The organism is Thalassotalea coralli, from assembly GCF_055786205.1.
The window spans coordinates 238,189-265,032 of record NZ_JBVVBK010000002.1 but is presented as its reverse complement, the minus strand read 5'-3'; the positions used below and the strand labels follow the sequence as shown (position 1 = coordinate 265,032).

Genomic DNA, 26,844 nt, shown 5'->3' with positions numbered 1-26,844 from the left:
TTGCATGCAGGGAAAATTAAGCTAACGATGAACAAAACAACTCCGACAATAGGGACAGCCATTGCTATCGCACTATCGTTGAATGGCTGTAATAAAGTTGCGCAAAAACAAGAAATATCAGCAGTACTTAATCAAGTAACGTATTGTGACGAAACAACGATTATTCGCTCTCAAGCTCTAGAAGAAAAACAAATAGGTTACGCCTGCAGAATGCTAGCGAGTACAAACAAAAAATTTCATCATTTATTTGGAACTAAAGGTAAGCCATTAGTAGGTGACAATAGTGTAATTGTACGCGCCAATGTTTATGATTCTAAAGAGAGTTTTGAAAAATACGCAACAGCGCATTTTAATATGCCTACAAGTTACGGCACTATGTTTTTGGAAGGCTACCCTGATAGAAAAGGTAACGTAGCTGAGTTTGTAACGTATCGAAAAGAAAATTTGGTCATAAATTTACGGCATGAATACGTACATTACTTAGATGGGCGCTTTAATAAACACGGTGACTATTGTAACGGATTACATGATGATCACGCGGGTCCAGAGTTTTGTCCTTCACCAAACTTACCTTACCCACATTTAGTATGGTGGACTGAAGGAATAGCCGAGTATGTAACACACGGTAATAATAATAAACGCGCTAATGAGCTACTTTTTGACAAAAACTACCCGTATGCTTTAAGTGAAATATTTAATACAAGTGTCAATAGTAATAACGATCCAGCGCGTATATTCGGATGGGGCTATTTTGCGGTGCGCTATATGATAGAGCAACAAAGGGAAGACACTGACGAAATGATAGCCTTACTAAGACAGGGTAACTGGATTGGTTATCAAGCCTTGATCAAATCTTGGGGCACTAGCAAAGACGAAGATTTCAAGCGCTGGTTAGACTCGTTGTAAAACATATACTCAATGACTTATTACTACATGGATTTGAATAAGTAATTATTTCTCACATTGTTTCACATATTTAGCCGATCAAGAGGCTCAAAAATAGTATTCCAATAGGCACATTGATAGAAATTTAAAGGAGTTAAAGTGCAGTTATCAGATGAAAGAATTTCCTTGTTTCCGCTTGGAGAAACAGATTTACAGATTTGTTTAGACATATTTACTAGTAAAGAATTAATGCAGCACGTTTCGGATCCGCTAACAGAAAAAGAAGCGAAAGACGTATTTGAAGTTCGCTCTAAACCTTGGGACGCTAAAACGAGTAATTGGTTAGCATTAGTGATCACCGATAAAAATGTTAACGAGCAAGCAGGGTGGACATCTCTTAGAATAACAGATCAAAAAGCTAAAACAGCAGAAATTGGCTTTACGTTAAAAAGCCAGTTTCATGGTCAAGGTATAGCGAGTAGAGCATTAAAGATGTTAAAGGAACATGCTTTTAATGAGCTGTCTTTAAATAAACTAGCTGCAATTTGTACTGTGGACAATATTGGATCGTATACCGTGTTGGAAAAAGCAGGATTTTCGCGTGAAGGGTGTTTAAGACAAGATGTGTTGATAGATGGACAATATAAAGATTGTTATATCTATGGTTTGTGTAAATCTGATCTCAATTAAAGAATCAGTAAATAATAAGTAGCTCAGAACAAAAGTGATCAGAGCTACTTTATCGAAATGCCCTAGATGTTTAACTCTGAAGGGAAGGTATCAACCACTTGCTTTTTACCGCCTTTGAAAAGATAAAGTGACTCTTCAATGTTTTTCCCTTTAACGAAAGTTACTGAAGCATCATCAATCATAAGCCCCGTGCCTTCTACTAAACCAATAATATTAGTTTCAGGATTTAACACCATAAACTCTTGTAGTCGTTGCTCGCGTGTTTCACCGTTAAAACCTGGCGGTTGGTATTCAGTATAATGAGGATTTAACTGGCAATCGACTAAATTCAAGGCGTTAAAACTTGGCGGCTCGATAATAGGCATGTCATTTGTGGTTTTAATCGAGTTCCCCGTCATATTGGAACCAGCACTCCAGCCAATATAAGGGCAGCTATTGCTAACTTTGTTTTGTATTTCTTCAATTAAGTCGAAGTAATACAAACGTTCCAAAAGGCGAAACGTATTTCCGCCTCCAACTAAAATTGCGCTAGCGTTTTTTATCGCAGTTTTAGGTTCTTCTACCGTATGTATGCCTTTTACAGTGACGTCTATTTCTTTAAGAGCTTTTGCAACTTGCTCAGTATATTGGTCATAGTTCACAGTAACGCCGGCATAAGGAATAAATAGTACTTCTTTTGCTTCGCCTAACCTTGTTTTGATCAGATCTAGCGCATGAGAAAGATAGGGGGTGGCTCCAACTTTAGAGCTACTTAATAATAATAGTTTTCTAGTCATCTTTAATTCTTTTTTGAAAGTTCTTGAATACACGCTGTAGCAATGAAGCCAGATCGTGTTTTGTAGTTTTCTGATTTGCTTACCCGATCATCAATTTGCTTAATGAGTATTTCGGGTAGAGTTACATTTATTTTATGGCTCTTACCTAAGTAGGGCGTAATATCAAAATCTATAATACCCCAGATCAAATCTTTATTGGTTATTTTTATTAACGCTTCATCCATTGAACTTGCGTTAGGAATTGTTTCTCCATACTCAGCCAAAATAGCAAAATGCTCTGCAAGATTTTGACTCGCCAAATCCATTACTTCACTGACAGAAGAGGCCGTTACTTGACAGCCAGGTACGTCAACAAACGACAAACACCATACTTCATTTTTCTTTTCTACAAATGCTGGAAACTTCATTCAAATTCTCTGTTTTTTCATGCCTAAAAACTATAACCCTAATAACCCTTTAAAACAACCCTTATGATAACTCCGGTAACCCTCCCTTGTTTTGTAAAGATAACCCTGATAACTCCGAATTGAGGTGTAACTATAACTCTGATAACTCTCAGGTTTGTGTTTGTGAATGTTTACATACCCCATTGGCTACTAGATTATTTACCAAGGAAGTTCCTTGAATATTTGTTTTGTAAATAATGCAGTTAAGCTCCTATAGAGTTGTAAGAGTTATTAAAGGCGTCTAGCGATGAAGGAATTAAATTTATTTAAATGGGATCTTTTGGCAATTTGGCCAGGTAAAAAGAGCCATTAAATCTATAGCAAAGGATATGAATCTCTTATATTTTCGGAGTGAAAATACTCAAGAAATTCCATATTAATTACAAATAAAAAAACGTATATTAGTCGCAATAAAAACAACTATCCTTCAGTATGAAATTAAAGACCAAACCAGCCTTATCTAAATTAGCATTTTGTGTTGTCAGTGCATTTTCAACTTACTCAAGTCAAACAGGTGCATTCGAGACAAAATCCGAAGAAAGTGAAATTGAAAAAATAGAAGTTGTAGGAAAAAAGGTTTTTAAAGATACAAATCTAGTCAGTCCTACTTCCATATTAACATCTGAGGATTTTGAAAAAATTAATGTGCTGACTTCGGAAGATACAGTTTCTTATCAGCCAAATCTTGTTGTTAGGAGAAGGTATGTCGGCGACCCCAATGGTGTGATTGGTATCCGTGGATCTGGAATGTTTCAAACTACTAGAAGTTTGGTTTTTGCTGACGGACTTCCTTTACACTATTTGCTACAAACGCGTTGGAGTGGGGCACCTAGGTGGTCTTTGGTTGGGCCCGATGAAATTGTCGCATCAGAAGTCATTTATGGTCCTTATTCAGCAGAATATGCTGGCAACGCTATGGGGGGCGTAGTTAATCTAACGACACGAAACCCGACAAAAGAAAGATTCGTTTTCCAAGGAACCCTGATGAGTCAGGATTACGATAATTTAGGCACTAAAGACACGTTCAATGGCAATAAAGTATTTACCTCTTACGAAAATGTTATAGGCGACTTTGGCGTTTACCTCTCTTATATGCGACTAGCAAATGATAGTCATCCTTTGTCTAATTACTATTTATCATCTGATGATAAACAATCACTTATTGATAACGGCGTGTCGGGTTTTATTGAGGGTAAAGACGATCATGGTAACTCTGTTATTTATATCGGTGACTCTGGCGCTGAGAGTTCTTTAACGTCGCTTTATAAGGGAAAATTTACATACGATTTGGATACTGTGCAGCTAAGAGCCTCTCTCGCTTATGAAGACAGGGAAAGACAAGACGAAGATAAACGAAACTATCTAATCGATTCAAATGGCAATAGCTACTGGCAAGCAGGCAATAGAAACTTTGAAGAACGTTTTCACGAAAGGCAGAGTTTGTTATTGGGTGTTGGATTAAGAGGTGATATTGCTGACAACTGGATTTATGATGTTTACGCAACTGACTTTTCAATAAAAAAAGATGAAGAAATACGAACTGGACTAAATAGAACAGACCCTGCTTATGGTTCGCGCAATGGCAGAAAAACGGAATACAAAGATACCGGTTGGCAAACGTTTAGCATTAAGTTCGCAACGGAATCTTTGTTAAACAGTAATGACCACAGGTTGGCCCTAGGTGTTGATCGTGATTCTTATGAGTTGGCTATCTACCCGAGTGATATAGACGCGCTTACGGGTGAATTCATTAAAAGCCGAGCTACGAGTAAAGGAAATACATCTAGCTTTGCTGTATTCGGTCAATATGGCTGGGATGTCAATAACCAGTGGGATATAGCATTAGGTATTCGCTTCGAAGATTGGCAAACAGAAAATGGCTTTTATGACGATACCTATGTTGCAGACCGATCAGAAACTGATTTTTCACCTAAGTTTTCTATAGGCTATCAAGCAAATTCCGCACTAAATTTCAGATACTCTGTTGCTAAAGCGGTTCGGTTTCCTATTGCAGAAGAACTCTATCGTAATGAAGATGCGACAACTAATATTGTTGTAGCCGATCCAACATTAGCACCGGAAAGTGGTATTTTTCACAACTTATCTGTGATGAAAGAGTTAGATAATGGAAACTGGCAGGTAAATCTATTTCACGAGACTATAGACGATACCATCTACTATCAAGGTGGTACTTTTATCGATAATGGTATAAATGTTCATGTTTCATCGTTTTTGGGCATAGACGAAGTTATTTCTAAAGGCGCAGAGTTTAGTGTTTCGCACTCAAATTTATTCGACAGCCCATTAGATCTTACTTTCAACGCCAGCTATACAGATGCAAAGATAGAAAGAAACTCTGCAAATACTGATATTGAAGGAAATACACTACCTCGCGTACCTAATTGGCGTGCAAAGTTACTAATGTCGTATAAATTTAATAATGCTATCGATGCTAATCTAGGCATTCGGTACGCAAGTGACACTTATAGTGAATTAGATAATAAAGATAAAGAGTCTAACGTTTATGGTGCGATTGATAGTTACTTATTTGTCAATGCCAGAGCAAATTGGCAAGTTAGCGACAGTCTTAAAGTATCACTAGGCGTCGATAACGTTTTTAACAGACTCGCTTATGTCGTTCACCCTTGGCCGTCTAGGACTGTGTATCTAGAAGCTAAATTTGTGTATGAATAGCAATACTAGAGGCTAAGGACGATTATTGATTCCTTTGAGTAACACGTATAAGTGCCTGATCCATGCGCTTGATAAAATCATTTTTGAAAGGGAATTGGTCAAGGTTTCTATTGGTATAACCGATATGTGCAGTTTGAGCGCTAATAAAGTCTTTTTGAACGAAGTCGCTAACCAAGAAATTTTGAGTGGTTGTGCTTAATTGCTCGAGGCCTAGTTCAATGGTTAGTTTATCATTGGCGTAACAATCGATTCTGCGAGTCACTAGCTTGGTTAAGTTGGCCTTCGTACTCTTGTTTTCACTGATAACTAATCGTTTTTTCTTATTTGCTTGGGCATACTTTTCATTAAGAATAATGTAGCCCGCGTTAATGCCTATAATTAACGGAACGTTTCTAGAAGAACCACTAAGCGTTTTTTGGAGATTTATATCTTTATGGCAATAAACAACAACTGACTCTTGAGCCAAAGCTACGGAATATGGCGAAATATATGGGCGAGCGGATAGGTGCGTATAAGGCGGCAATATTGCAAAAGCTTCTCCATTCTCTACTTCCATCAGCGCTCTTTTCCACGGCATCGCTACAATATTGACTTGGTAATCTGGTTCTAAAAGCTTTGCTGCTTTTTTTATCAATTCAATATATACACCAGCTGCTGTACCATTTTCGTAATAGCTATAAGGTGGATAGTTATCATCTGCCACTATAGTTACAGCTATTGTTTGTTTCGCATTAAGGCACACATTGTTTAGACACGCTAAAATTACAAATAGCAGTAACTTACTTCTTATTGTCATTTAGTAATTCCAGGTTTGGCTAAAATCATATCTAAAGCCTAGGCTTATCGAAGAAAAATCTGGCTGATAATCAAAAGCCTTATCTAGATACTCTAGGTGAAATCTTAAATTATCGAGGGGAAGCCACTCAAAAGTGAGGTTATAGCCATCAAAATCTTTTGAAGTTAACTCGGCAAATCCGTCCTTAAAGTCAAAATATCCCATTTTAATTTTATGTTCGCTGCCAATAGGGTAAGCCATAGATAGATCAAAAGTGTGTCCGTTTCTTGTTAATTGGCTGTGGCGTTTATATTCTTTATCTTGATAACTTGCCGCAATATACCAGCCTGAATCAAACGTATAAGCGATAGAACCACCATAGATAGTATCTGCGCCAATGGTAGAACCATTGTCTGTTATATTTTGGTCTGTATAAGTAAAGGCAAGATGGAAATTATCGGTGTCGTAACTAACGCCAGTGTTAATCAAGTCTTCGTAGTTATCGCCTGATTCGCCATCGAATTGGCCAACGATCATAAACGTTAGGTCATTAAATTTTTTCTGATAAGTAATCAAGTTATTAACGAAAAATAGACTTTCAGGATCATAGGAAAAGGGACTGGCTCCGTGATTAAAAATATCTACGTATTCGGCAAGAAACAAATACTGAACAGGGCGCTGTTTACCAATACCAACTCGACCATAAGGAGAATCTACCGCTACATATACTTGTCTGGCTTTACCAAAATCACCATTGTTTGAAAGATCAATTCCCCATTCGCCATGTAAAATCGCCGTCCAGTCTTTCTTAAACTCAGTTTCAGCTTTAAAACCGGCGTGAGAAAGTGCATCTTTAACATCAAAGTTAGTATCACCATTTTCATCAATATAGCCATAAGTAGGTCGTAAAGTCGCGTAAGCACGCATACTACTTACAGTTTTATCAGGAACTGCTGGGGAATCTTGGTTAACAGTAGTTGTTTTTTTGGTGGCCGTTAGCGTAGGTTGCGCTTTACCTTGCTTCTCTATCTTTTCTTCTAAACTTTCAATGCGTTCTAACAATTTAGCTACTTGACGCTTTAATAATTCTAACTCTTGTTTTTCTTCACTTTGAGAAGCCATGGTCGAAAAGGAAAAGAACAAGGTCGCTATCAAAGTAAAATGGGTAAACTTGTTCATCATTACCTCGTTCTCTGCCAGCAATGTTTCTCAGTATAGACTATATTGAAAGTCATCTAAGTATTCTTGTAAGGTCTTGGAATGAAAATTAGAACAAAGTTTTCGATTGCTTCAGCTATTGTTGTCTTTATCGTCATCACCATGTTAGCTATTTCAACTTACATTCTCGTAAACGCCACACTTAAAGAAAAAACGAGAGCTTACATTATTGATAACACTAGTTTACTCACTGAAAATATAAATAATTGGCTACTAGGGAAAAAAGCACAAATAGGTATATTAAAAAGTGCGTTAGACAATGATTTTAGCCCAGATAAGTTTCAACAGCATCTTAACAATCAAGCCTTTAAGAAAGACTTTTTATTGATGTTTGGTACGTTAAGTACGGAATCTGGGCTAAGATCAAACGACCCTTCTAGAGTAAATCCACCAAATATCGACTTTAAAACACGAGCCTGGTATTTATTAGCTGAAAAAGAAAATAATGTCGTTTTTACAGCGCCTTATGTGGATGCTGCAACTAAAGAATTACTCCTATCTGTAGTCGCACCGATTAATAACCAAGGAGTGTTTAAAGGTGTTTTAGGTGGTGATTTAAGCCTAAATGAAATAGCTAAAAGCGTTAATACCATTAATTTTAATAATACAGGAATAGCTTTTGTTACCGATAGCAAAGGTAATATTATTACCCACCCTGAAGCCTCTCTTAATGGCAAGTCAACAAATGCTATTTATGGCCAAAACCCTCAGTCTATTTCAGATATAACTGAAATAGACTATAACGACAACACGTCTCTTATTTACTTCAAAAAGCTCCCGTCAAATAGCAGCGTAGATTGGTACATTGGTGTGCTACTTGATAAAAGCGCGGTATACGCTTCATTAAGTACTTTTTCAATTCGCGTGATTATCTTTGCTATTATTTGTATTTCATTAAGTATTTTTATCTTCAGAAAACTTGCAAAGCATTTGTTGTCACCGTTAACTGGATTAGACAATGCCATCGAGGAAATCGCTAGTGGCGGTGGAGATTTAACTCAACGATTAGATATAAAAACACGCGATGAATGCAGTAAAGTAGCTAATAACTTTAATGTTTTCTTAGGATCTTTGCAGACCCTAGTGTCTGATGTGACTTCCAAAGCCCACAGTGTTTTAATTAAAAGCGAAGATGTTAAATCCATCTCAGAAAACTCAAGCCAAGCACTGAGTAATCAATTTCAACTTATTGACGGCCTTGCTACTGCAATGCATGAAATGAGTACCACTTCTTCGGATATTGCTCAACGTGCACAAGAAGCGGCTAGTTTAGTCACCACAGTGAATGAAACAACAGAGTCGGGTAAGCAGCTATTTCAGAAAACATCGAATGATGTTGAGTCGTTATCTTATTCTATTTCAGAAGCGTTAGAAATTAGCAATCAACTAGCTGAATACAGTAATAACATTGAGCAAATCCTGTCCGTAATTAACGGTATTGCTGATCAAACCAATTTACTTGCGCTCAATGCCGCTATCGAGGCCGCTAGAGCCGGTGAGCAAGGTCGTGGGTTTGCTGTTGTGGCTGATGAAGTAAGAACTTTGGCATCGAGAACTCAAGAATCAACGACTGAAATTAAAACCATGATAGATCAAATCCAAAGCCATTCATTAAAAGTTCAATCAGCCATGAACGACAGCAAAGAAAATGCCAGTAACTGTGTAGAAAATACAGGGATCGCGACTAAATCTTTAGATGAAATATCAGAATCCGTTAAAGAAATAATGGATCGTAATATCCAAATAGCCACGGCAATTGAGCAACAAAGTGTTGTTATAGAAGATATTAATAAAAATACACTAAGTATTAAAGATATAAGTGTTCAGGTGGATTCATATGCCGGAGAACAGTTTGAAGGTAGTAAAGATTTATTATCAAACGTCAGAGGGCAACAGGAGCTACTGGATAAATTTATTATTTAAGACAATTGGTTGTCCAATTCGACATCCCAGTATGGATTCTGAAAGTGCCTGTGAAAATAATCGATGAAGGCTCTGACTTTTACTGGCACTAGTCTAGAACTTGGGTAAACCGCCCAAATTTTAGTGTTAGATATTAACGGGTAATCTGTTAATACTTGGATCAGCTCGCCCGATATTAGTTTTTCATACGCGCACCAGGTAGATAGTAAAGCCAAGCCTAACCCTTGAGCACAGGCATCTCGCACAACTTCACCATTATCTGTAGTTAGTCGGGGCTTAGGTGTGACTTTAATGTCTTTTGAATTATCGCTAAAGTACCAGTTTGCTAATCCTTTTAAGTTGACACTGAAATGATCATTTATGTCATTTGGTGATTCAGGGAGGCCGTGCTTTTCGACATAACTAGGCGATGCGCAAATGATCCTTTTGTCGTCAGCCAATTTTTTCGCAATCAAACTTGAATCAGCTAACTCGGCATCTCTAATGGCAATATCAAAACCGCCTTCTACCATATCAATAATGCTATCGCTAAGCATTAGTTCTATATCTAGTTTCGGATAGTTCACTAAAAACTCATCCAAAGCAGGGACTAAATGCATTCTTGCAAAAGAAGCTGGCGCGGCAATACGAAGTTTGCCTTCAGGAGTGATATTACCACTTCCGATAGATGACTTTGCTTGCTCAACGCTATGAATAACATTTTCAGCATGAGGAAGAAAACTAGTACCCTCTGACGTTAAACTAACTTTGCGTGTCGTTCTATATATAAGCTTAACACCAAGGTGCTGTTCAAGCTTATTCATAGAATTACTTGCTACAGCTGGCGATAGTCCAAGTTCTTTACCCGCTAAACTAATATTGCAAAGGTAGGCAATACGAACAAACAAACGCAAATGATCTATGTTCATTATTAATATTTTGTATAAACAGTTTGTTTAAATCATAGCATTATCAACAAAAAATAAATAACTATACTTGTTTTCATCAAATCGACATAAGGAATACATGATGAAAGCAATGGTTATTAATGAATTTGGCTCCAGTGACGTTTTTCACTTACAAGAAATTGAAACTCCACAAGTTAAGCCAGGACACGTGTTAGTTAAAATCGCAGCGACAAGTGTTAATACAGTAGATACGATGATTCGCCAAATGGGCGAAGAGCTAGGAGCATTAGCGCCAAAACTTCCCGCTGTTTTAGGAATGGACTTCGCCGGCACCATTGAAGCTGTTGGTGAAGGAGTCGTTGAACTAAAAGTTGGTGATGAAGTATATGGTTGTGCAGGGGGCTTGGGTGAACTGGCAGGCGCATTATCTGAATTTATGCTTGCCGACGCGAATCTAGTTGCTAAAAAGCCTGAGTCTTTAACCATGAAACAAGCCGCGGCGTTACCTTTAGTCGCAATTACTGCATATGAAGGGTTAATGAGAGCAGGCATAAAACAAGGTAAAAAAGTACTGGTGCATGGTGGAGCAGGCGGTGTAGGCCACGTTGCTTTGCAAATTGCAAGGCATTTAGGTGCAGATGTATATGCAACGGGTAGTAAAGATGAGCAGTTAGCTTTAATACAAGACTTAGGTGCAACTCCTATTAACTACACCAACGAGACGGTCGCCGATTATGTTGCAAAGCATACTGGTGGGTATGGTTTTGACATAGTTTACGACTCAGTAGGAGGTGAGAATATGCTGAACTCCTTTGAAGCTGCAGCGTTGAATGGTCAAATAGCCTCGACAGTATCTATGGTAAATATTGACCTGACATTAGCGCATTTCAAAGGCTTGTCTTTGCATGTGGTGTTTATGCTTATTCCTATGCTTCATAACTATAAACGTGAAGAACATAAAGACATTCTAAATGCAGTCGCTCAAATAATTAATGAAGGTGGTTTAACGCCAGTGCTTGACTCAGAGAGGTTCACACTTGAGCAAATAGGGGCCGCTCACGACAGACTAAACAGCGGTAAAGCTATGGGTAAAGTTGTTGTTGAAGCTAACTAACATCATTAAAAAATGACGGTATAAGCCCTAGCCATTGAATTATCACATGAATATCGCTAGGGCTTATAAATTGTATGTTTTATGTTAGAAAATGAAGATTGACGTAGCTTTATCTCTCTACTACTTTCAAGGTACTAGAGAAGTGCGTAGTTCTAGGAAGAACTCTAATCAATCAAGGAAAGAAATCTAATGTTACTTCAATCAAATCAAGTGAAAATAGATCACTTGCGTCAGCATTTACAGTATGCAGTTGATCTAGAACTGTGGACAATTCCGTTTTACATGTCCGCAATGTACTCCATTAAAGATAAAACGTGTGAGCAGTACCAACTCATTAGAACTGTTGTGAATCAAGAAATGTTGCACCTACAATGTGCAGCTAATGTTTGTAATGCTTTTGGTATGTCTCCCAAAATTTCTATCCCTCAGTATGTAGGCCAATCTGTTCCTCATTTAGATTTTGGAAAAGATAACCCTGACGTCGTCAAGGAATATGAACCATACACTGCAGAAATAGGACCGTTAGATCTACAGCATATAAATGCGATGTGTTTAATAGAACTACCTGACTATTTAGCGACCCAAAATAAAGATGTTTTGCTGTTTGATAACGTAAGTGAATACGGCACCATTGGTGAGTTTTACCAAGCACTGTTGAAGTTAATCACACTTCATAAAAATGAGATCGTAGGTGGAGTGAATCAAGTTGACTTTTTTGCTCCTTTTTATCGAAACATGCCTAATTTAGTCATTGATAAGTCGGGTGAAAGTGGTTATTCGCAAGTTGAGTTATTAATTAACCTAATAACGGATCAAGGCGAAGGAATTTCATCTACAAAAGGTGTACTTTCAGTGTTTCAAAATACAGCGGATGATATAAAGCCAGAACTTGATCATTTTGACAAATTCAATTTAATTAAACACGCAAATTTACCCCAAGTATTTTCAACAAAATCTCCAGACAGTTACGATCAACATGATAAACAGCTTCAACAAATACTTGAAGACAGTTTCTATCAACTAACACAATCTTTAGAAGCACTATTTGCAGGAAATAGCTCAGACAAGTTTTTTCCTTGTATGGCGATGGTTGGCGGAGCAATACGTAACTGCTGGCAAAATGGTGTAACACCTCAGTATGGAAGCAACGAACAATGTAAGGAGACAAACAATGTCTAGTCGATCAATATTTCGCGTTCATCCTAGTATTAATTTCGCTAGATTTGGCACAAGTGAAGAATTTATCTTGTCTCCTGAAACCAGCGCTGGTTTACCTGATGCTAACAACGGACGAACAGGCGGATTGCCAATAAAAATGGGGACGGAAAATGAAACTGTTACAAGCAAAGACTTAAGAGACGAAGATGGTAATTTAAAAAAACAAGCCGCTCGATTTCGTATCTATGCATATGATCAAAGTAATGCGAGTCAGTACCCAAGTGAATCGGGCATTGAAGTTTGTTTAGGAACTAAAATACCAGATGGTCGTACCGTTACGGACTTAAAATGGTCCAGCCATCTCGCTAACAAAAAATCAGCAGCATACAACGTGGTAAACAATCAAGGCATTAAGGCTTACGAAAATGGAAAAGTACCACAAATGCGCAACCCTGAAGTCCATGGAGATATCGACGATCCTGCTCGCTTAAGTAAGTTAATGATAGACCCTGGCCCTAGAGCCATTTCGGCCAAAGAAAAAGATACCGCTGATTTTAGTCGATGCTCTCAAGCATCTTATATTGCAGGCGATGGAGAAATAAAACCGATAGAAAATTACCCCATTAGTTTTCCTGAAGATAGCGCTGATGAATTATATGAGCCAAGCGGGCCTTTAAATACGCTAGGTAGTATGCAAACAGATGCACAAGGGCGCTTGTTGTTACTGGCAAGCCCTGGAAACGCTGTTGGCGAATACGATGAATATAATGTTCCTGTACAAATGACTGGCGATTTAAACAACGCCGCTTGGTATGATTCTGCTGCCGATGGTCCAATAAACGTGACGATTTATTTTGACGACGGTAGTTTCGAGCAAGCCCATGGGGCATGGGTCGTCTGCTGTGATCCTGCATATGCACCGCAAATTAGAAATGTTGTTTCCGTGTGGGACAATGTGTATGACATGTTTGTGCGCGATTTAAATTTGCTTCCTGATTTATACGATAGTGTTGATGGCAGTGTCGCAAGTTATAACGACAACTACCAACCAAGTTTTCAGCAAGACATACAGCCAATTTTTATCGCTTGTAACATGCAGCAATGGACGGCAAATCTTCCTCCTTTTGCATTAAAAGCGCATGACTCAGTCGTCAGTATTACACCCGACGATAATCCAAATGAAACGATAATGGCGGGTTTAAATTTTATACGAAACCCGAATGTAGAGGGAGAAACTAATGTAGGTGCTCCATTAATGCCGCTCTCATTAGGAGAAGCGGGAACCTCTTTCTTGACCGTAACTAAAACCCAGTATTTTATGTTAGAGCAGTGGAGTAAAGGCCATTATGCTAAAGAGCCAACGACAAAATATGGTCCTGGCGATTTACTTGATATTGCATCACTTTCAAACTGTTTGGGAGGACGCTACGTTCCAGGTATAGAAGTAAGCTACACCATAATGGACAAAGAAATTTATATTCAAAACTGGCAAAAAGTAGGCTGTGGACCATTTAGAATAAAACAGGCTCCATTAACTTACCGAAATGTTAAATCAGGCACGCCGTTTTTAACAAGCGGCTGGATCCCTTGTCATAACATGACTGGTGGTGCTGAGCCTGGTGATCTTTCAAAATTCATGGCAATTCCTTGGCAAACTGACTACAACTCTTGCTCTATTCACGCAACTGCCATTAATACTGAAGGGGTTAATAAAAGTAATGGTGCAGAGTCTACCTTGTATTGGTCGTGGCCGTCGCAGCGACCCGATGCCGTTTATGTTGCCGAGGAAGTCTATAACAACGTACTCCCAGAGCAAAAATGGTCAATTAGAGGGCCTGGCACCTATGCAATTAACCCTGCCAGTGCAGCAACTTTTCAGGACCCGGTACAGTCAGTGAAAGATTGGCACAAAATTGGTTTTATTATTCAAGGAACCAATATAGAGATGGGAGATAAGACTTTTGATAACCACTTGTATTTGGAAGTTGAAAGCCTGTTAACTCAGCCAGGTGACGCAACAGACCCTGTTCCTGCTTGGCCATTTAATGCTAACCCGAAAAAGTCTAAACGCTCGTGTCCCAATAAATAAAAGGGATTAAATTTAGATAAATACGTACACGAACTAGCTTGTTTTTTCTTTAGCGGTTAGTTCGTGTAATTAAGGGAGCAAGTATTAAATGAGAGAAACATGCGATTTTGATGTCGTTATTATCGGCGGTGGACCTGCTGGATTGAGTGCAGCTATAGCAATTACTAATAGTATCGACCTAAAAGTTTTAGTCATCGACCAACTTGAGCAATCACATCCAAGAATTGGTGAAAGTTGTCCTCCAGAGCTTTTACTTTTGATAAAACAACTAAAGTTAACCAAAGAATTCAATGAATCAAGTCACCAACGTTGCCCTGGGTATGCCTCTATTTGGGGACACGATAACGTTGGTTATAACGATTTTATTGTTAACCCTCATGGTCAATCGTGGCGTTTAAACAGAATACAATTCGATACTATGTTACTGACTAAAGCGAAAGAAAATGGCGTAGTAGTAAAATGGAACACTCGATTTTTATCAGTACAACAATCGATTAATTCAAATGAAGGTAAAACGTCATATGCGTTATTCATCAAAGAATTACAGAGTAAACGAGTACAAAAAGTTCAATGTAAATTTGTCATTGATGCAACAGGTAGTCGCTCCCAACTAGCCAAAGCCTTAAACATTGAAAAATCAATCAATGATAGGCTTGTAGCCACGGTATGCTTTAGTAAACTGGCTTTCACGCCCAAAGGTAAGCAAGTGCGAATAGAGTCGACAAGGAAAGGGTGGTGGTATCATACACTTTTACCTGAAAACAAAGCCGTTACTATGGTAGTAACAGAGCGAAAATACCTTTCCCAAATTAAACGGTCAAACTTTTCAAACTTTGAACAATTCGCCGAGGAAACTCACTTTGTTGGCGAATACAAGAAGAAATTACCAGTGATAAATAGCAATTATTTGGTTTATCCAATTACTTCAGGTCGATTACAGAAAATGGAAGGTGCTAGTTGGCTAGCGATAGGTGACGCCGCTGCGAGTTATGACCCTATCGTTGCTCAAGGTATTTTTAAAGCGTTAAAGCACGGTATATATGCAGGTGATAAAGTAAAACGCTATTTCTTAGATACACCAGAAAATGGTAATTCTGGCCTTGTATTCACTATGCAAGTTAACAAAGAATATGACGACTATTGGCAAACACGCCAACATTTGTATGGTTTGGAAAATAGATGGATTGATGAATCTTTCTGGCAGGGCAGAAATATAAAGACGATGGAAAGTGGTCGGGATAGCAGGACTTGAACCTGCGACCTCACGTCCCCCAGACGCACGCGCTACCAGACTGCGCTATATCCCGAACTCCGCTGTATAATACAGCCTTAATTGTTGATTGCAATGAAATTTAAAACGATTACATTGCAATTGCTTTTAATTTAATCAGTCTTTTCTTTCTGAACAAATTGTTTAATAAAGTGAACCCCGTCAATCATCAACGGAAAGTCTTTTGCAACGGTAATAGGTGCATTTAGCTGCACTGAAAAGCTCTGGAAATTACCGTTCTGATCCACTAACACTGATTTATCTTTGTTAAACACCATAATGCCTTCTGGCACTGTATTGGCAATAACGCGGTCTTTCTTCAATGTGCTGATGTTAGTACCAACAGTATATTCAGACTCATTTCCAAGGCACCCAAGCCAGTTGTTCATCAAGCTCGGCACAACATCCATTTGACTCGTTACATGATTAACGGTTCGTGTTTTGCCATTAGGGTTGATATACAAAGCTGGTTTAAACGATAAACGCGTGTCACGCTCATGGTTGCCCAGAGAACTTATCCAAATTGTATCTTTAATTTCCTTGTTTCGTTGAGCCAGTAATAGTGCGTCAACAAAGAGTTCAAACTGGTAACTATTATCTTTGTTGAAATAAACGATATGCAGGCCTTCGGTTTTATCTTTAAAGCCACCGCCAACAACAAATGATGAGATATTGTCTAAATACTGAATATCATCAAAAAGTGACTGATAACTTGATAAGTCAACTTGGTTACTTGAACCAAGTATTGTCACCGTTGACGTTAAGCCTCGGTCTTTTAGCGCGTCGAAAAGTATTGGTTTTTTCTGTTGCGCAAAAATACCTTCTTGATAGATAGAAGGAAGGCCGAACAAAAAGTTAAATCGTGCATTTTCTGGTAACGCGTTATCAATGTGATTCGTGAGTAAAGCCGCATTTGCACTGGTTCTCTGCTTAAAATGCTCAATCTGTTGCTCAGTCAGTAATTCATCAGATAAAACGATAAAAGCAGCGTTGTTTACTTTAGATTTTACTGGGCAAATATCACTTGCAGAAGGGTATGTTGGTAACTTTTCGGTAAAGGCTAGTGGACTCGTTCTTCTTTCAATGTAGTCGTTTTTGTCAAACAGCCCATATTTGGTTAACAAGGTTTTAGCTGTCGAAGGATAAGATAAAGGTAGTACAGTATCTTGGCGCAAAATGTCATAGTTTAAATTTGCGTCGGCCCAAATGTGTACGATATGGCTAAAGATAAATGAAGCCACTAACCCCATCACAACGAATTTTGCATAAATGGTATCTTGTAACTCGCGCAGATGTTTCCAAGAGTAGTTAGAGATGACCAATTGAAAACTAAATATCGCAAAAAATAAAACGAGACTAATAAACCAAAACGCTCGGTTGTTTGATTCAATCTGGCTTTGAATTAATGACAATATTTGGTCGGAAGATGATGCATTAAGATGATAGCCTAAGCGACTATAAATAAACGCATCAAGTAACAGTAGCAATAGTCCAAACGTGAAAACTACAGACGCTACGCCTCGTATAAAGCGCGTTTTAGGGTAAATCAGTGTTAATGGAAATATCACCAGGACAAAGCCAATAAAGGTTAGGAAACCCATATGACCGATCCAGTTAGTAAACAAATATACTTTGCCTAAAAACGTTTCAGGAGCAGTTTCATTAAAGAGATAAAAACTCGACAGCAAAATTGCTGCTAGCATATTAAAAAAAGTAAACCAATGGCTCCAACTAACTAGGTGGAGCAATCGTTTACTATAAGAAGAAGAGCCAATTGATACCATTAACTAATTTTCTCTTTGTTATTATTGTTGTTCGGCTTAAGCTTTTATAGACTGCTTTAGCGCATTCGCAAAGTTTTCTGCTATTGCTTTTTGTTGCTTTGCATCAACATCATTAGCAATAATATCCGTAACCAAATTGCCGAGACACATTAGGGCAAGATCAGGGGTTACTTCGTTATCGACTAGGGTGTCTCTTAAATCTTGAATAATTTTTTCTACACGTTCGTTAGAATACTTAGATACAATAGGCATAAATTTTATAGCTTACACATTAATTAATTAGTGTTAAGTTTATCAAAAGCTTGAACAATATCATACTGACCAATACTTATGAGCTTAATAATTTCAAATATTGCACTGCATTTAGTGTCAAGACAACAAGAATCTGGCGAAGTTGCCATTACCTATGGCCCTGAAAACATTGAGATTGATTCTCGAATTGAGAACTTTGTCGATACACTTCACTGTATTTACAACAGCAAGGGTAGTAAAGCTTATGGACACTTCGTTCATAAAGAAGATGCCGAAGAACAAGACAAGTTTGTTGAATTAATGACCGACTACGTTGATGAAAACTTAGCGTTTCATCAATTTAGTCAACGTTCGGCAGAACGATTGAAGGCAGAATTACAAAAATACGATATTGAAGAGAACGGGTACTTATTGTTTTCTCATTATCAATATATGGGCGGCCAGTACATACTCGTTGCTATTATTCCTGTTTCAGAACACTATGCGGTAGATGGTGAGTTGAACATCTCGGCTAATAATCACCTTGATACGACCAAATTACAATTAGCAGCACGTGTCGATTTATACGATTATCAGCAAAACCAAGATGGAAATCGCTATATTTCCTTTATCAAAGGACGTGCCGGCAGAAAGATTTCTGACTTCTTCTTAGACTTTCTAGGGTGTGAAGAAGGCTTAGACGTTAAAGAGCAAACACAAACGCTAGTTAAAGCAGTAGAAGATTTTGTATCGGTAAATCAACTAGACGCCCAGGAAAAGCAGGGCGCTCGTAAAGAGTTATTATCTTACTGTAAAGAACAGAAAGAAGCAGGCCAAGAAGTTTCCATTAAAGAAATTGGCGAGGTTCTCGGTGGAGAATCTCAAGAACAAGATTTTTATTCTTTCTGCCAAGAAAACGAATACCCAATTGAAGACTCGTTTCCACATGACCAAGCTGTAATTAACAAAGTGACGAAATACTCAGGTTATGGCGCAGGTATAAGTATTAGCTTCGAACGCAGTCATTTTGGTCAAGAAGTAGTGTATAATGCCGCCAACGATAGTTTAACCATCTATAAAGTACCACCTAATTTAAAAGATCAGCTGTTAAAACTTCTCCAAGATGAACAATCTTCGGCACAATCAGAAGAGTTTTAAAGCCCTGTAGTTTAAGGAATCTTATGACAACATTAACGATTAAACGCCCAGATGACTGGCATGTGCATTTACGCGACGGAGCTGCGTTAGCTAATACTGTTGCGGATATAAGCCGATACTTTGGTCGCGCAATTGTTATGCCTAATTTAGTACCACCGGTTACTAATGCTGAAATGGCAACGGCATATTACGAACGTATTATGGCTGAGAAACCAGCTGAGCACTTTACGCCTTTAATGGTGCTTTATCTTACCGATAACACAACAGCTGAAGATATTTACAAGGCGAAAGAAAGCGGCCTTGTATATGCGGCAAAACTTTACCCAGCAGGAGCTACAACCAATAGTTCTTCGGGCGTTACAGATGTAAAAAACATCAAAGCTGTTTGCGCAGCGATGGAAGAAGTAAACATGCCATTGTTGATTCATGGTGAAGTGACTAACCACGATATTGACATCTTCGATCGTGAAGCCATGTTTATTGACACTATTTTAAAGCCATTAGTTGCAGAGTATCCAACGCTTAAAATAGTGTTAGAGCATATTACAACTAAGAATGCCGCTGAATTTGTTGAACAAGCTGGTGACAATATCGCTGCGACAATTACCGCTCATCACCTAATGTACAACCGTAACCATATGTTAGCTGGAGGTATTCGTCCTCACTTTTATTGCTTACCAATCTTAAAGCGCAATATTCACCAAGATGCGTTAGTTCGTGTAGCAACTAGTGGTAGCAAGAAATTCTTCTTAGGCACAGATTCTGCTCCTCATCCACAACATGCAAAAGAAGCAGCTTGTGGTTGTGCCGGTGCATACACAGCTCATGCAGCCATTGAGCTTTACGCTGAAGTGTTTGAAGCGGAAGGTGCATTGGAAAAACTAGAAGGGTTTGCAAGTATTAACGGCCCAACGTTCTACGGTTTACCTGTTAACGAAGACACAATTACATTGACTAAGTCTTCTTGGAAAGTCGCTGATACTATGCCATTTGGTAATGACGTTGTTGTACCAATCAAAGCAGGTGAAGACGTTACTTGGCAAGTAAGTGAGTAAGGTGGAGTATGCAATTATTCGTAAATGATTTAACTGTTATCGATTTTTCTTATTGCTGTGCGCAACGAGGAATTGTTGGCGAAAGTTGGATTGTCGACGTTATGCTAGACGGCGCGTTAAATGAAATGAAGATGGTGTTAGATTTCGCTGTTGTTAAAAAGCAAATCAAAGCCATTATCGACGACGCCGTAGACCATAAATTGCTGTTACCTATGGATAGTAGCTGTGTCTCAGTTTCTGAGTCGCAGCACAATCAAGGTCATGAGTACGTAGATCTTGTTTCTGACCGAGCAAGTTACTTTCTGCAATCACCTAGTTGTGCTTTTGCTAAAATTCCATCTGAAAAAATCACAATAGATTCAGTAACAGACTACTTAAAAGATATTATTTTATCTCAGTTACCAGATAACGTTGCAGGACTGGTGTTAACGCTAAGGCCAGAAAATATTTCTGGTGATTACTACCATTATACTCATGGCTTAAAGCTTCATGACGGTAACTGTCAACGTATTGCCCACGGTCACAGATCTATGATCACCCTTTATCGCAACGACAAGCGAAACGAAGACCTAGAGCATTTTTGGTGTCAACGTTGGGAAGATATCTATATTGCGTCAGAAGATGATCGGGTATCAATTAACGACATCCAACTATCAAATGAGGCGAAGCAGTCATTAAGTGAACAGCACCAACTTTTTGCTTATCAAGCACCTCAAGGACGCTTTGATATCGCGGTACATGAAAACGTATTAGAAGTGGTAGATTGCGATTCAACCGTAGAATTACTAGCAGATTTTATCGCTCGTCAACTGAAGAAACAGCAGCCTAACGATTCTTTCAAAGTAATAGCTTATGAAGGTGTTGGAAAAGGAGCTATCGCTAATGCGTAGTTTTAAAACTAAGCTAAGTGCCTGTTTTATTGGCTTAGGTTTGTCTACCGCAAGCCTAGCAGACGTGCACCTTAGTGGCGAGTTTATGCAAGGAGGATTGATCGTTGGTAAAACAACCCCTCAAAGTAAGGTTTACTTTGATGAAAAGCTATTACCGATCACCAAAACGGGTCATTTTGTTTTTGGATTTTCACGAGATGACAAAGAAAACCATCAACTACTAGTTGTAGAGCCAGATGGTCAAGAATTTGTACAGGTAATTACACCTAAAGCGCAAGATTACAAAATTCAGCGCGTAGAAGGTATACCTAAAAAGATAATGAACCCAAGCAAAGCAGACAAAGAACGTATTTCTAAGGATGCTGAACAAGTTTGGGTGACACGCAATACCGAAAGTCTTAGAAACGACTTTGTCCAAGGCTTTAAAGCGCCTGCTACTGGAGTAGTAACAGGCGTTTATGGTAGCCAGCGCTATTATAATGGTAAAGCAGGGCGTCCACATTACGGAATAGATTACGCAGGAAAAACAGGAACACCTGTATACGCACCTGCATCAGGAAAAATCACCATGTGGGTCCCCGATATGTTTTATTCAGGAGGTACTATGATTATTGATCATGGCCATGGTGTGACCTCTACTTTCTTGCACTTAAGCGCTTCCTATGTCACTGTAGGACAAGAAGTTAATCAAGGTGACAAAGTCGCTGCGATTGGCGCAAGCGGCAGGGCGACTGGACCACATTTAGACTGGCGTGTTAACTGGGGTCACGTTAAATTAGACCCAGCTTTGGCCTTAAAGGTATTCAAATAAATTCATTATAGAGGGATGATATGACAAAGAGATCTGTTATTTGTTTGTTCATTCCTTTTCTATTTTATTCACTTCCAACAACAGCCAAAACCAAGCTTTCTGTGGGTTGGGAACTTTGGTATCCATACCAATATCACAATCAAAGCAATAAGCTAGTTGGCTTAGATATTGATATTTTCAACGCAATTGCCACACAAGCTCAATACCAGGTGCAATATACTGAGCTTCCCTGGAAACGACATTTAAAATATATAAAAGAAGGCAAAATGGATGTTGCTATGGGCGCATCATTAGCGCCAGAGCGTCAATCATACGCTTTCTACACTGAGCCATACCGCCAAGAACAAGTTAAACTTTTTATCAATAAAACAAAGGAAAAATCATTTAAGCTGAAAAACATATCTGAGCTTATTGATTCGCAATATAAAGTAGGTATTGAAGGTGAATATTGGTATGGAAAAGAGTTTGAAAAATTAAAGAAGAAGCCAGAATTTAACGCGAGCTTCGTTGAAGGCATTGACCTAGAGCACAACGCTCAAGAACTAATGAAAGGGCGGTTAGATGGACTTTTAGTCGATCCAATCACCATGAAAACTTTTATTGAAAAGTATCAATTAGACGGTGAATTTGTTGAAACAGATATTAGTGTCTATGTCGGAAATATTTATATAATTCTTAGTAAAAAATCGATGACAGAAGATGATTTAATGCGTTTCAATCGTGCAATAATTACCTTAAAGAACGACGGCACTATCGAAAACCTATATCGCCAGTGGAACCTAACACGCTAGTTAAAGGCCTTAAAACGGTAACGCTTTAGCTGCTTTTTGCTTAGCGATATCAGCACGTCTGTCATAGTTTTTCGTTGTTTCTACCGAAGAATGTCCCATTAGATCTTGTACAACAAACACATCTTCACCATTTTCTAACAACTTTGTCGCGAAAGTTCGCCTTAAATCATGCGGTGTAAGTCGTTTTAAGCCAGCTTCTTTATAACGGCGAATAATAATATCGTAAACTGTTTGACCAGATATAGGCTCGTTTATCAGTTTATTGCCTTTACGTGCTCTTAAAAATAAAGGACCTTGCTCAAGACCACGTTCCAGTAACCAAACATCGAGAATTTCTAAGATTCTATTATGAAGTGCATTGACTCGTTCTTTATTACCTTTACCGAGAACTCGTAACGTTGCATCTTCGAGGTTTAAATCTGACAAAAGTAAATTTGCAGCTTCATGACGACGCAAACCGGCACCATACACTAATGCGATAACTGCAGCATCTCGCATTGCGATAACACCATCTTGCATCATGCAATAATCAATAAGTTGATTTAGTTCGTTTAAATCGAGTGCGCGTCCTTTAACACTGCGCGAGCCTTTAACTCGTTTTATTTCTTTAATGTGTTGATAGCTTTCAACATCGATTAACTTTTTACGCCAAGCTTCTTTAGCAACACCTTTAAGTGCAGACAAATACACATTGATAGTTGCTGGAGATTTTCCTTGAGTCGACAAATCAGAAAGCAACATTAAAATCTGTTCGTAATTTAATTGTGACCAATCAACTTGCTGGTGCGTTTTTTTCTTTTGGAGTTTAAAAGCAACGACATTTAACAAAGACGCCATCGTCACGCGACTTTGTTCAGACTGAAGTGACAGTAAGTAAATTTCTGACGCAGTTCTATTTGCAAACATATATTCTATTAAGCCTAAAAAACAGGTGACGCTACGTAAAATCTTTTTATGTTTTGGCTACCATGAGCCACAAATTTCACGTAGCGCAACGTAAAATCAACCAATAAAAACGTATAAAGCCTTTAAATATAAGGGGCTTAGGTTGTTTTTGTGTATTTTAAACGAATTAGCAAAAAGCTATACAGACAGCTAAATATGACATAAAAACGTTTCTAACAGTAAAACTAGCATGTTTTGGTGATATACACACGCATAATCTTTTAAAATCGTGATTTTAATAAGTAATAACAGTGAGTATTATACAGGATATGGCCTATAAGGTTTTAGATAAGATCCCCGATCATATAAATAAATGTCATTTTTAATATGTGTGTGGAAGTAACTACAATGGCGAATAAGTATAGAAACTAGATAAATCATTTAAACAGATACAAAGGGATGCTGGCTTTACTAACCAGTCGATGAGAGGAATCAGATCTATATCTGAATATTTGATGGTAAGTGAACGAACTATTAGGAGGTGGATTTCAAACAATAGACCTTCAAAGCAGGCAATAGAAAAACTAAATAACGTAGATAGAACTCTGAACAAGCATTGGAAGAATTTTAAAATTAATAAATACTCAATAATAACTCCAACTGGTTATAGCTACTCTATTAATGATCTGGAATGCTTAGCTATAGACATTGCAAGATTAAAAGCTTTTTATAATAGAAGCACCAATTAAGGTGCTTCTATGCTATCTAACCAAGATTATCTGAATCAATACCATTAGGTTTTGATACTGGAGTCTTTAAGCCATTTATATCTCTAACGTAGTAATGACTATATTCACCAGAGTTTATTTTCTTAACGAATTGAGCTCTAGTCATAGTATTATTACTATTTAAGTCTTTAAAATGGGTATTCCTACCAGTTTTATTTTCTTTAATAACAACAACTTTACTTGTCTTTTTGACATTTCTTGGCATTTTCTAGCCCTCTAATTAATAGTGTATTTTGACTTTTTCACTAAAAACACTATAATTTCGATTCCACTCAAACTGTATTTATAGCGAAAAGTCTCGTTGTAAACAGTTTAAAGAGCCACCGCAAGGTGGCTTTTTTATGTCTGTTCAAAAATGATCCTAACACTAAGAAACTACCCTTTCAACCCCTGTAAGCTGTTTTAAGGCCTTTATATATATATATACTACAACCTATAATACAAATTGTATTATGGTCATACAGGGGCTTGTTGATGCTTTAAAATTGACAACTGTAAACCTTTACAGCATCACATTGCAAAAAACAAACTCAGAAAGCTTTTGATTTAATTTACATGTGGATTAAAGAATATTAGAAAAATAATAGTATTATTTACGCCATTCATCAGTGCGCAATTTTCGCTGTATCTTTAATATTATTTTTTGCTGAAATTCAGTTTTGTCAGAAACAATCGTAGGTGCTTTATAACCGCATTCCTCACAATGATAATCATATGCATACCCCCCGATAACGTGACTCGCCGGAATCGGTTTTGGAATAATTTGGTAAGAACATTTAGGACAAAGACTATGAAGACCATGTACATCTTCAAATTGATAACTCCATTTCCACTTCAATCCTTCGAACTCATCTGTTACGTAATCTCTAAAAGTAAGGTTCTTTTTTAGGGATAGCTTTATAATTCTTATTGTGAGAATTAATAAAATTAAACAAGGGAAAAATAATATTACAAGTAACCAATTTGGAACACTTGTATTACTCATAATAAAACTTTTAAATAGCTCAAAAGTTTCTATAAATTTAGGCCAAAGCTCTAGGAAGTAAGTCGCAAATGAGGCACTGATAAATACTATTGCACTATATATAAATTTGCTAAAAACAGGGTCTTTCCATATCTTTTTTAAAAGTTCCATATTATCTCGCTCATATTAATTAGTATTATTGTTATAGACGTCTTTAAAATAACAGTTACGAACCGAATTTAGAATGATTAAACAATAATCTATGAGTCTAAAATAAAACATGAGACTAAGGTTCTGGGCTGCAAGCCATATTTTAATCGGGAATCTACCCCCGTAATACACTACGGGGAATTCTCACTCCACCCACGCTCACGGCTCACCCGTGCGCGCGGCTTATCGTTCGATAAGTGACGAAGACTATCATTCGTAAATTCGTCAATAAAAATAACGGTTTCTACAAGTAGACACTCAGTGATTTTTCTTTGACTAACTTACTCAATCTGTCTGGTTGATTGTCATCAAAGTTAACGGCGCACTTTTTATCGCTGTGCGATAAGTGCCTTGTTTACTTTGCTTTATTAACGTCACCAGTGACAGGAGTCAGAAATGCCATCAAGAAACGCAGTCTATGAACAAAATATGCGCGACAAAGGTTTAAAGAAAGTTACGTTATGGATTCCCGAAAAGTGTTCAGCCGCTATTTGTTACAAAAACCGTGACCTTAAACCTTCATATGTTAGAAGTTTAACCACAGGAAGTACTAAAGGAATTAACCATGGTAAAACTGTATTCAGGGGCATGTCAGCTTCGATACTTTGTTAGATTTATCTAGTTCAGACAATCTTTTTGAAAGTTTTTCGCCTAACATTTTAACATTTCTAACATATTCGTTTAACGAATACGCTATTGCCATATCAGAGCGTTCAATATGAATGTTACTTTTTTCAGAAAAAGCGCCAAAATATGACGCTACCGCTAAAGCTGCTTGACATTGTAACTCTTTATCTTGAGGAAACTTTTGAGACTCATCATACAAAGCTTCAGCTTGTTGCTCTAGGACAATTATTTCTTTATTTAAAGTAAAGAGTTCATTGTTAACGTTATCTTTTACTTCAACTAGTTTTTGTTGAAAATCAGATATTAGTTTTTCAGAGTCTTTTATATATTCTAAATAGCTGCTGTGCTTTGAATGGAGAATTTCAATATTTTCCTCCAAAGCTTTTTTTTCCCTTTTCAATTCAGCCTTTTTATAATCATAAAAATTAATAAGTACAACTGTTAACATACCTATCAGAGCTCCCGAAATGGGCCCCAATATAGATAAAAATCCATGACGCAGATAATATGGGCGCTTAAGATCTTTTATTTCCAGTGCCAGCTTCTTGGCTTCTAAATATTCTTTGCTAAGCATATCCATCCTTAAATAATACTAACAATTTAGTGAGCAGAGACCTGATTAAATTAGTAACAAACCGTTAATCAATTCTACATCCACAATATCGTCACTAAATATAGGAATAAATTAACCGAATAACAAACCAACTAAAATCTAGACATTAAAC

The 26,844-nt window shown here is 37.7% G+C and carries 25 protein-coding genes and 1 tRNA gene; 14 read left to right on the top strand and 12 right to left on the bottom strand.

Annotated elements, in window-relative coordinates; all coding sequences use genetic code 11:
• Positions 1–27: 27 nt before the first annotated feature.
• Together ACOB80_RS06585 and ACOB80_RS06580 are read left to right on the top strand one after the other, a co-directional pair.
• Positions 28–906: a collagenase gene (locus ACOB80_RS06585; protein WP_473165019.1), complete on the top strand. Its 879-nt coding sequence runs from the start codon at positions 28–30 to the stop codon at positions 904–906.
• A gap of 138 nt (positions 907–1,044) precedes the next feature.
• On the top strand, positions 1,045–1,575 hold the full coding sequence (locus ACOB80_RS06580) for a GNAT family N-acetyltransferase (protein ID WP_473165018.1): 531 nt from the start codon (positions 1,045–1,047) through the stop codon (positions 1,573–1,575).
• 62 nt (positions 1,576–1,637) lie between these two features.
• Here ACOB80_RS06580 and pepE read toward each other — a convergent pair whose 3' ends face one another.
• Positions 1,638–2,351: a dipeptidase PepE gene (pepE, locus tag ACOB80_RS06575; RefSeq protein WP_473165017.1), complete on the bottom strand. Its 714-nt coding sequence runs from the start codon at positions 2,349–2,351 to the stop codon at positions 1,638–1,640.
• A gap of 2 nt (positions 2,352–2,353) precedes the next feature.
• Complete coding sequence (locus ACOB80_RS06570; RefSeq protein WP_473165016.1) at positions 2,354–2,758, bottom strand: type II toxin-antitoxin system HicB family antitoxin; 405 nt, start codon at positions 2,756–2,758, stop codon at positions 2,354–2,356.
• A 471-nt stretch (positions 2,759–3,229) separates the two neighbouring features.
• Between ACOB80_RS06570 and ACOB80_RS06565 the strand changes: the two genes are divergently transcribed.
• Positions 3,230–5,491: a TonB-dependent receptor gene (locus ACOB80_RS06565; protein ID WP_473165015.1), complete on the top strand. Its 2,262-nt coding sequence runs from the start codon at positions 3,230–3,232 to the stop codon at positions 5,489–5,491.
• Between the two features lie 22 nt (positions 5,492–5,513).
• Here the strand turns inward: ACOB80_RS06565 and ACOB80_RS06560 are convergent, their stop codons facing one another.
• Both ACOB80_RS06560 and ACOB80_RS06555 read right to left on the bottom strand, forming a co-directional pair.
• A complete protein-coding gene (locus tag ACOB80_RS06560; protein ID WP_473165014.1) occupies positions 5,514–6,287 on the bottom strand; it encodes a substrate-binding periplasmic protein in 774 nt (257 codons plus the stop codon).
• On the bottom strand, positions 6,288–7,448 hold the full coding sequence (locus tag ACOB80_RS06555; RefSeq protein WP_473165013.1) for a porin: 1,161 nt from the start codon (positions 7,446–7,448) through the stop codon (positions 6,288–6,290).
• Between the two features lie 78 nt (positions 7,449–7,526).
• On the opposite strand from ACOB80_RS06555, the gene ACOB80_RS06550 reads away from it, so the two are divergent.
• Positions 7,527–9,407, top strand: coding sequence for a methyl-accepting chemotaxis protein (locus ACOB80_RS06550; RefSeq protein WP_473165012.1), 1,881 nt, complete (start codon positions 7,527–7,529; stop codon positions 9,405–9,407).
• On the opposite strand, the gene ACOB80_RS06545 is transcribed toward ACOB80_RS06550, so the two are convergent.
• Complete coding sequence (locus ACOB80_RS06545; RefSeq protein ID WP_473165011.1) at positions 9,404–10,315, bottom strand: LysR family transcriptional regulator; 912 nt, start codon at positions 10,313–10,315, stop codon at positions 9,404–9,406. The genes ACOB80_RS06550 and ACOB80_RS06545 overlap by 4 nt on opposite strands.
• Positions 10,316–10,415: 100 nt before the next feature.
• Between ACOB80_RS06545 and ACOB80_RS06540 the strand changes: the two genes are divergently transcribed.
• The 4 genes from ACOB80_RS06540 (at position 10,416) to ACOB80_RS06525 (ending at position 15,907) form a co-directional block, all read left to right on the top strand.
• Positions 10,416–11,408 (top strand): zinc-dependent alcohol dehydrogenase family protein, encoded by a 993-nt coding sequence (locus ACOB80_RS06540; RefSeq protein ID WP_473165010.1) that lies wholly within the window; start codon positions 10,416–10,418, stop codon positions 11,406–11,408.
• A gap of 189 nt (positions 11,409–11,597) precedes the next feature.
• On the top strand, positions 11,598–12,587 hold the full coding sequence (locus tag ACOB80_RS06535; RefSeq protein ID WP_473165009.1) for a ferritin-like domain-containing protein: 990 nt from the start codon (positions 11,598–11,600) through the stop codon (positions 12,585–12,587).
• Positions 12,580–14,655 carry a LodA/GoxA family CTQ-dependent oxidase gene (locus ACOB80_RS06530; protein ID WP_473165008.1) on the top strand — a complete coding sequence of 692 codons (2,076 nt, stop codon included), beginning with the start codon at positions 12,580–12,582 and terminating at the stop codon, positions 14,653–14,655. Before ACOB80_RS06535 ends, ACOB80_RS06530 begins: the two co-directional genes overlap by 8 nt.
• Before the next feature lie 88 nt (positions 14,656–14,743).
• Positions 14,744–15,907: an NAD(P)/FAD-dependent oxidoreductase gene (locus ACOB80_RS06525; RefSeq protein WP_473165007.1), complete on the top strand. Its 1,164-nt coding sequence runs from the start codon at positions 14,744–14,746 to the stop codon at positions 15,905–15,907.
• On the opposite strand, the gene ACOB80_RS06520 is transcribed toward ACOB80_RS06525, so the two are convergent.
• The 3 genes from ACOB80_RS06520 to ACOB80_RS06510 form a co-directional block, all read right to left on the bottom strand.
• Positions 15,886–15,962: transfer RNA gene (locus ACOB80_RS06520), tRNA-Pro, on the bottom strand. The genes ACOB80_RS06525 and ACOB80_RS06520 overlap by 22 nt on opposite strands.
• A gap of 76 nt (positions 15,963–16,038) precedes the next feature.
• Entirely contained in the window at positions 16,039–17,709 is a 1,671-nt protein-coding gene (locus ACOB80_RS06515) for a DUF3413 domain-containing protein (protein WP_473165006.1), read from the bottom strand.
• 36 nt (positions 17,710–17,745) lie between these two features.
• On the bottom strand, positions 17,746–17,961 hold the full coding sequence (locus ACOB80_RS06510) for a YejL family protein (RefSeq protein WP_473165005.1): 216 nt from the start codon (positions 17,959–17,961) through the stop codon (positions 17,746–17,748).
• Positions 17,962–18,039: 78 nt separating this feature from the next.
• Here ACOB80_RS06510 and yejK point away from each other — a divergent pair, with 78 nt between their 5' ends.
• From yejK to ACOB80_RS06485, 5 genes are read left to right on the top strand one after another with little or no spacing between them, the layout of a single operon-like run.
• On the top strand, positions 18,040–19,098 hold the full coding sequence (yejK, locus tag ACOB80_RS06505; RefSeq protein ID WP_473165004.1) for a nucleoid-associated protein YejK: 1,059 nt from the start codon (positions 18,040–18,042) through the stop codon (positions 19,096–19,098).
• Positions 19,099–19,121: 23 nt separating this feature from the next.
• Positions 19,122–20,153, top strand: coding sequence for a dihydroorotase (gene pyrC, locus ACOB80_RS06500; protein WP_473165003.1), 1,032 nt, complete (start codon positions 19,122–19,124; stop codon positions 20,151–20,153).
• A gap of 8 nt (positions 20,154–20,161) precedes the next feature.
• Positions 20,162–21,043, top strand: coding sequence for a 6-carboxytetrahydropterin synthase (locus tag ACOB80_RS06495; RefSeq protein ID WP_473165002.1), 882 nt, complete (start codon positions 20,162–20,164; stop codon positions 21,041–21,043).
• A complete protein-coding gene (locus ACOB80_RS06490) occupies positions 21,036–21,854 on the top strand; it encodes a M23 family metallopeptidase (RefSeq protein WP_473165001.1) in 819 nt (272 codons plus the stop codon). The genes ACOB80_RS06495 and ACOB80_RS06490 overlap by 8 nt, the downstream gene beginning before the upstream one ends.
• A 20-nt stretch (positions 21,855–21,874) precedes the next feature.
• Positions 21,875–22,645, top strand: a complete 771-nt coding sequence (locus ACOB80_RS06485; protein ID WP_473165000.1) for a substrate-binding periplasmic protein — start codon at positions 21,875–21,877, stop codon at positions 22,643–22,645.
• A gap of 9 nt (positions 22,646–22,654) precedes the next feature.
• On the opposite strand, the gene ACOB80_RS06480 is transcribed toward ACOB80_RS06485, so the two are convergent.
• Positions 22,655–23,551: a tyrosine-type recombinase/integrase gene (locus ACOB80_RS06480; RefSeq protein WP_473164999.1), complete on the bottom strand. Its 897-nt coding sequence runs from the start codon at positions 23,549–23,551 to the stop codon at positions 22,655–22,657.
• 461 nt (positions 23,552–24,012) lie between these two features.
• On the opposite strand from ACOB80_RS06480, the gene ACOB80_RS06475 reads away from it, so the two are divergent.
• The gene (locus ACOB80_RS06475) at positions 24,013–24,279 is read left to right on the top strand and encodes a DUF3653 domain-containing protein (protein ID WP_473164998.1); all 267 of its coding nucleotides are present in this window, start codon (positions 24,013–24,015) and stop codon (positions 24,277–24,279) included.
• Positions 24,280–24,295: 16 nt separating this feature from the next.
• On the opposite strand, the gene ACOB80_RS06470 is transcribed toward ACOB80_RS06475, so the two are convergent.
• The 3 genes from ACOB80_RS06470 to ACOB80_RS06460 form a co-directional block, all read right to left on the bottom strand.
• Positions 24,296–24,523 carry a DUF3892 domain-containing protein gene (locus tag ACOB80_RS06470; protein WP_473164997.1) on the bottom strand — a complete coding sequence of 76 codons (228 nt, stop codon included), beginning with the start codon at positions 24,521–24,523 and terminating at the stop codon, positions 24,296–24,298.
• Between the two features lie 384 nt (positions 24,524–24,907).
• A complete protein-coding gene (locus ACOB80_RS06465) occupies positions 24,908–25,453 on the bottom strand; it encodes a hypothetical protein (protein WP_473164996.1) in 546 nt (181 codons plus the stop codon).
• Between the two features lie 619 nt (positions 25,454–26,072).
• A complete protein-coding gene (locus ACOB80_RS06460; protein WP_473164995.1) occupies positions 26,073–26,693 on the bottom strand; it encodes a hypothetical protein in 621 nt (206 codons plus the stop codon).
• Positions 26,694–26,844 lie beyond the last annotated feature (151 nt).

Coding starts and splice junctions, on each gene's coding strand:
- ACOB80_RS06585 (WP_473165019.1), top strand. CDS start 28: ATGAACAAAACAACTCCGACAATAGGGACAGCCATTGCTATCGCACTA.
- pepE (WP_473165017.1), bottom strand. CDS start 2,351: ATGACTAGAAAACTATTATTATTAAGTAGCTCTAAAGTTGGAGCCACC.
- ACOB80_RS06570 (WP_473165016.1), bottom strand. CDS start 2,758: ATGAAGTTTCCAGCATTTGTAGAAAAGAAAAATGAAGTATGGTGTTTG.
- ACOB80_RS06565 (WP_473165015.1), top strand. CDS start 3,230: ATGAAATTAAAGACCAAACCAGCCTTATCTAAATTAGCATTTTGTGTT.
- ACOB80_RS06560 (WP_473165014.1), bottom strand. CDS start 6,287: ATGACAATAAGAAGTAAGTTACTGCTATTTGTAATTTTAGCGTGTCTA.
- ACOB80_RS06555 (WP_473165013.1), bottom strand. CDS start 7,448: ATGATGAACAAGTTTACCCATTTTACTTTGATAGCGACCTTGTTCTTT.
- ACOB80_RS06550 (WP_473165012.1), top strand. CDS start 7,527: ATGAAAATTAGAACAAAGTTTTCGATTGCTTCAGCTATTGTTGTCTTT.
- ACOB80_RS06545 (WP_473165011.1), bottom strand. CDS start 10,315: ATGAACATAGATCATTTGCGTTTGTTTGTTCGTATTGCCTACCTTTGC.
- ACOB80_RS06540 (WP_473165010.1), top strand. CDS start 10,416: ATGAAAGCAATGGTTATTAATGAATTTGGCTCCAGTGACGTTTTTCAC.
- ACOB80_RS06535 (WP_473165009.1), top strand. CDS start 11,598: ATGTTACTTCAATCAAATCAAGTGAAAATAGATCACTTGCGTCAGCAT.
- ACOB80_RS06530 (WP_473165008.1), top strand. CDS start 12,580: ATGTCTAGTCGATCAATATTTCGCGTTCATCCTAGTATTAATTTCGCT.
- ACOB80_RS06525 (WP_473165007.1), top strand. CDS start 14,744: ATGAGAGAAACATGCGATTTTGATGTCGTTATTATCGGCGGTGGACCT.
- ACOB80_RS06515 (WP_473165006.1), bottom strand. CDS start 17,709: ATGGTATCAATTGGCTCTTCTTCTTATAGTAAACGATTGCTCCACCTA.
- ACOB80_RS06510 (WP_473165005.1), bottom strand. CDS start 17,961: ATGCCTATTGTATCTAAGTATTCTAACGAACGTGTAGAAAAAATTATT.
- yejK (WP_473165004.1), top strand. CDS start 18,040: ATGAGCTTAATAATTTCAAATATTGCACTGCATTTAGTGTCAAGACAA.
- pyrC (WP_473165003.1), top strand. CDS start 19,122: ATGACAACATTAACGATTAAACGCCCAGATGACTGGCATGTGCATTTA.
- ACOB80_RS06495 (WP_473165002.1), top strand. CDS start 20,162: ATGCAATTATTCGTAAATGATTTAACTGTTATCGATTTTTCTTATTGC.
- ACOB80_RS06490 (WP_473165001.1), top strand. CDS start 21,036: ATGCGTAGTTTTAAAACTAAGCTAAGTGCCTGTTTTATTGGCTTAGGT.
- ACOB80_RS06485 (WP_473165000.1), top strand. CDS start 21,875: ATGACAAAGAGATCTGTTATTTGTTTGTTCATTCCTTTTCTATTTTAT.
- ACOB80_RS06480 (WP_473164999.1), bottom strand. CDS start 23,551: ATGTTTGCAAATAGAACTGCGTCAGAAATTTACTTACTGTCACTTCAG.
- ACOB80_RS06475 (WP_473164998.1), top strand. CDS start 24,013: ATGAGAGGAATCAGATCTATATCTGAATATTTGATGGTAAGTGAACGA.
- ACOB80_RS06470 (WP_473164997.1), bottom strand. CDS start 24,523: ATGCCAAGAAATGTCAAAAAGACAAGTAAAGTTGTTGTTATTAAAGAA.
- ACOB80_RS06465 (WP_473164996.1), bottom strand. CDS start 25,453: ATGGAACTTTTAAAAAAGATATGGAAAGACCCTGTTTTTAGCAAATTT.
- ACOB80_RS06460 (WP_473164995.1), bottom strand. CDS start 26,693: ATGCTTAGCAAAGAATATTTAGAAGCCAAGAAGCTGGCACTGGAAATA.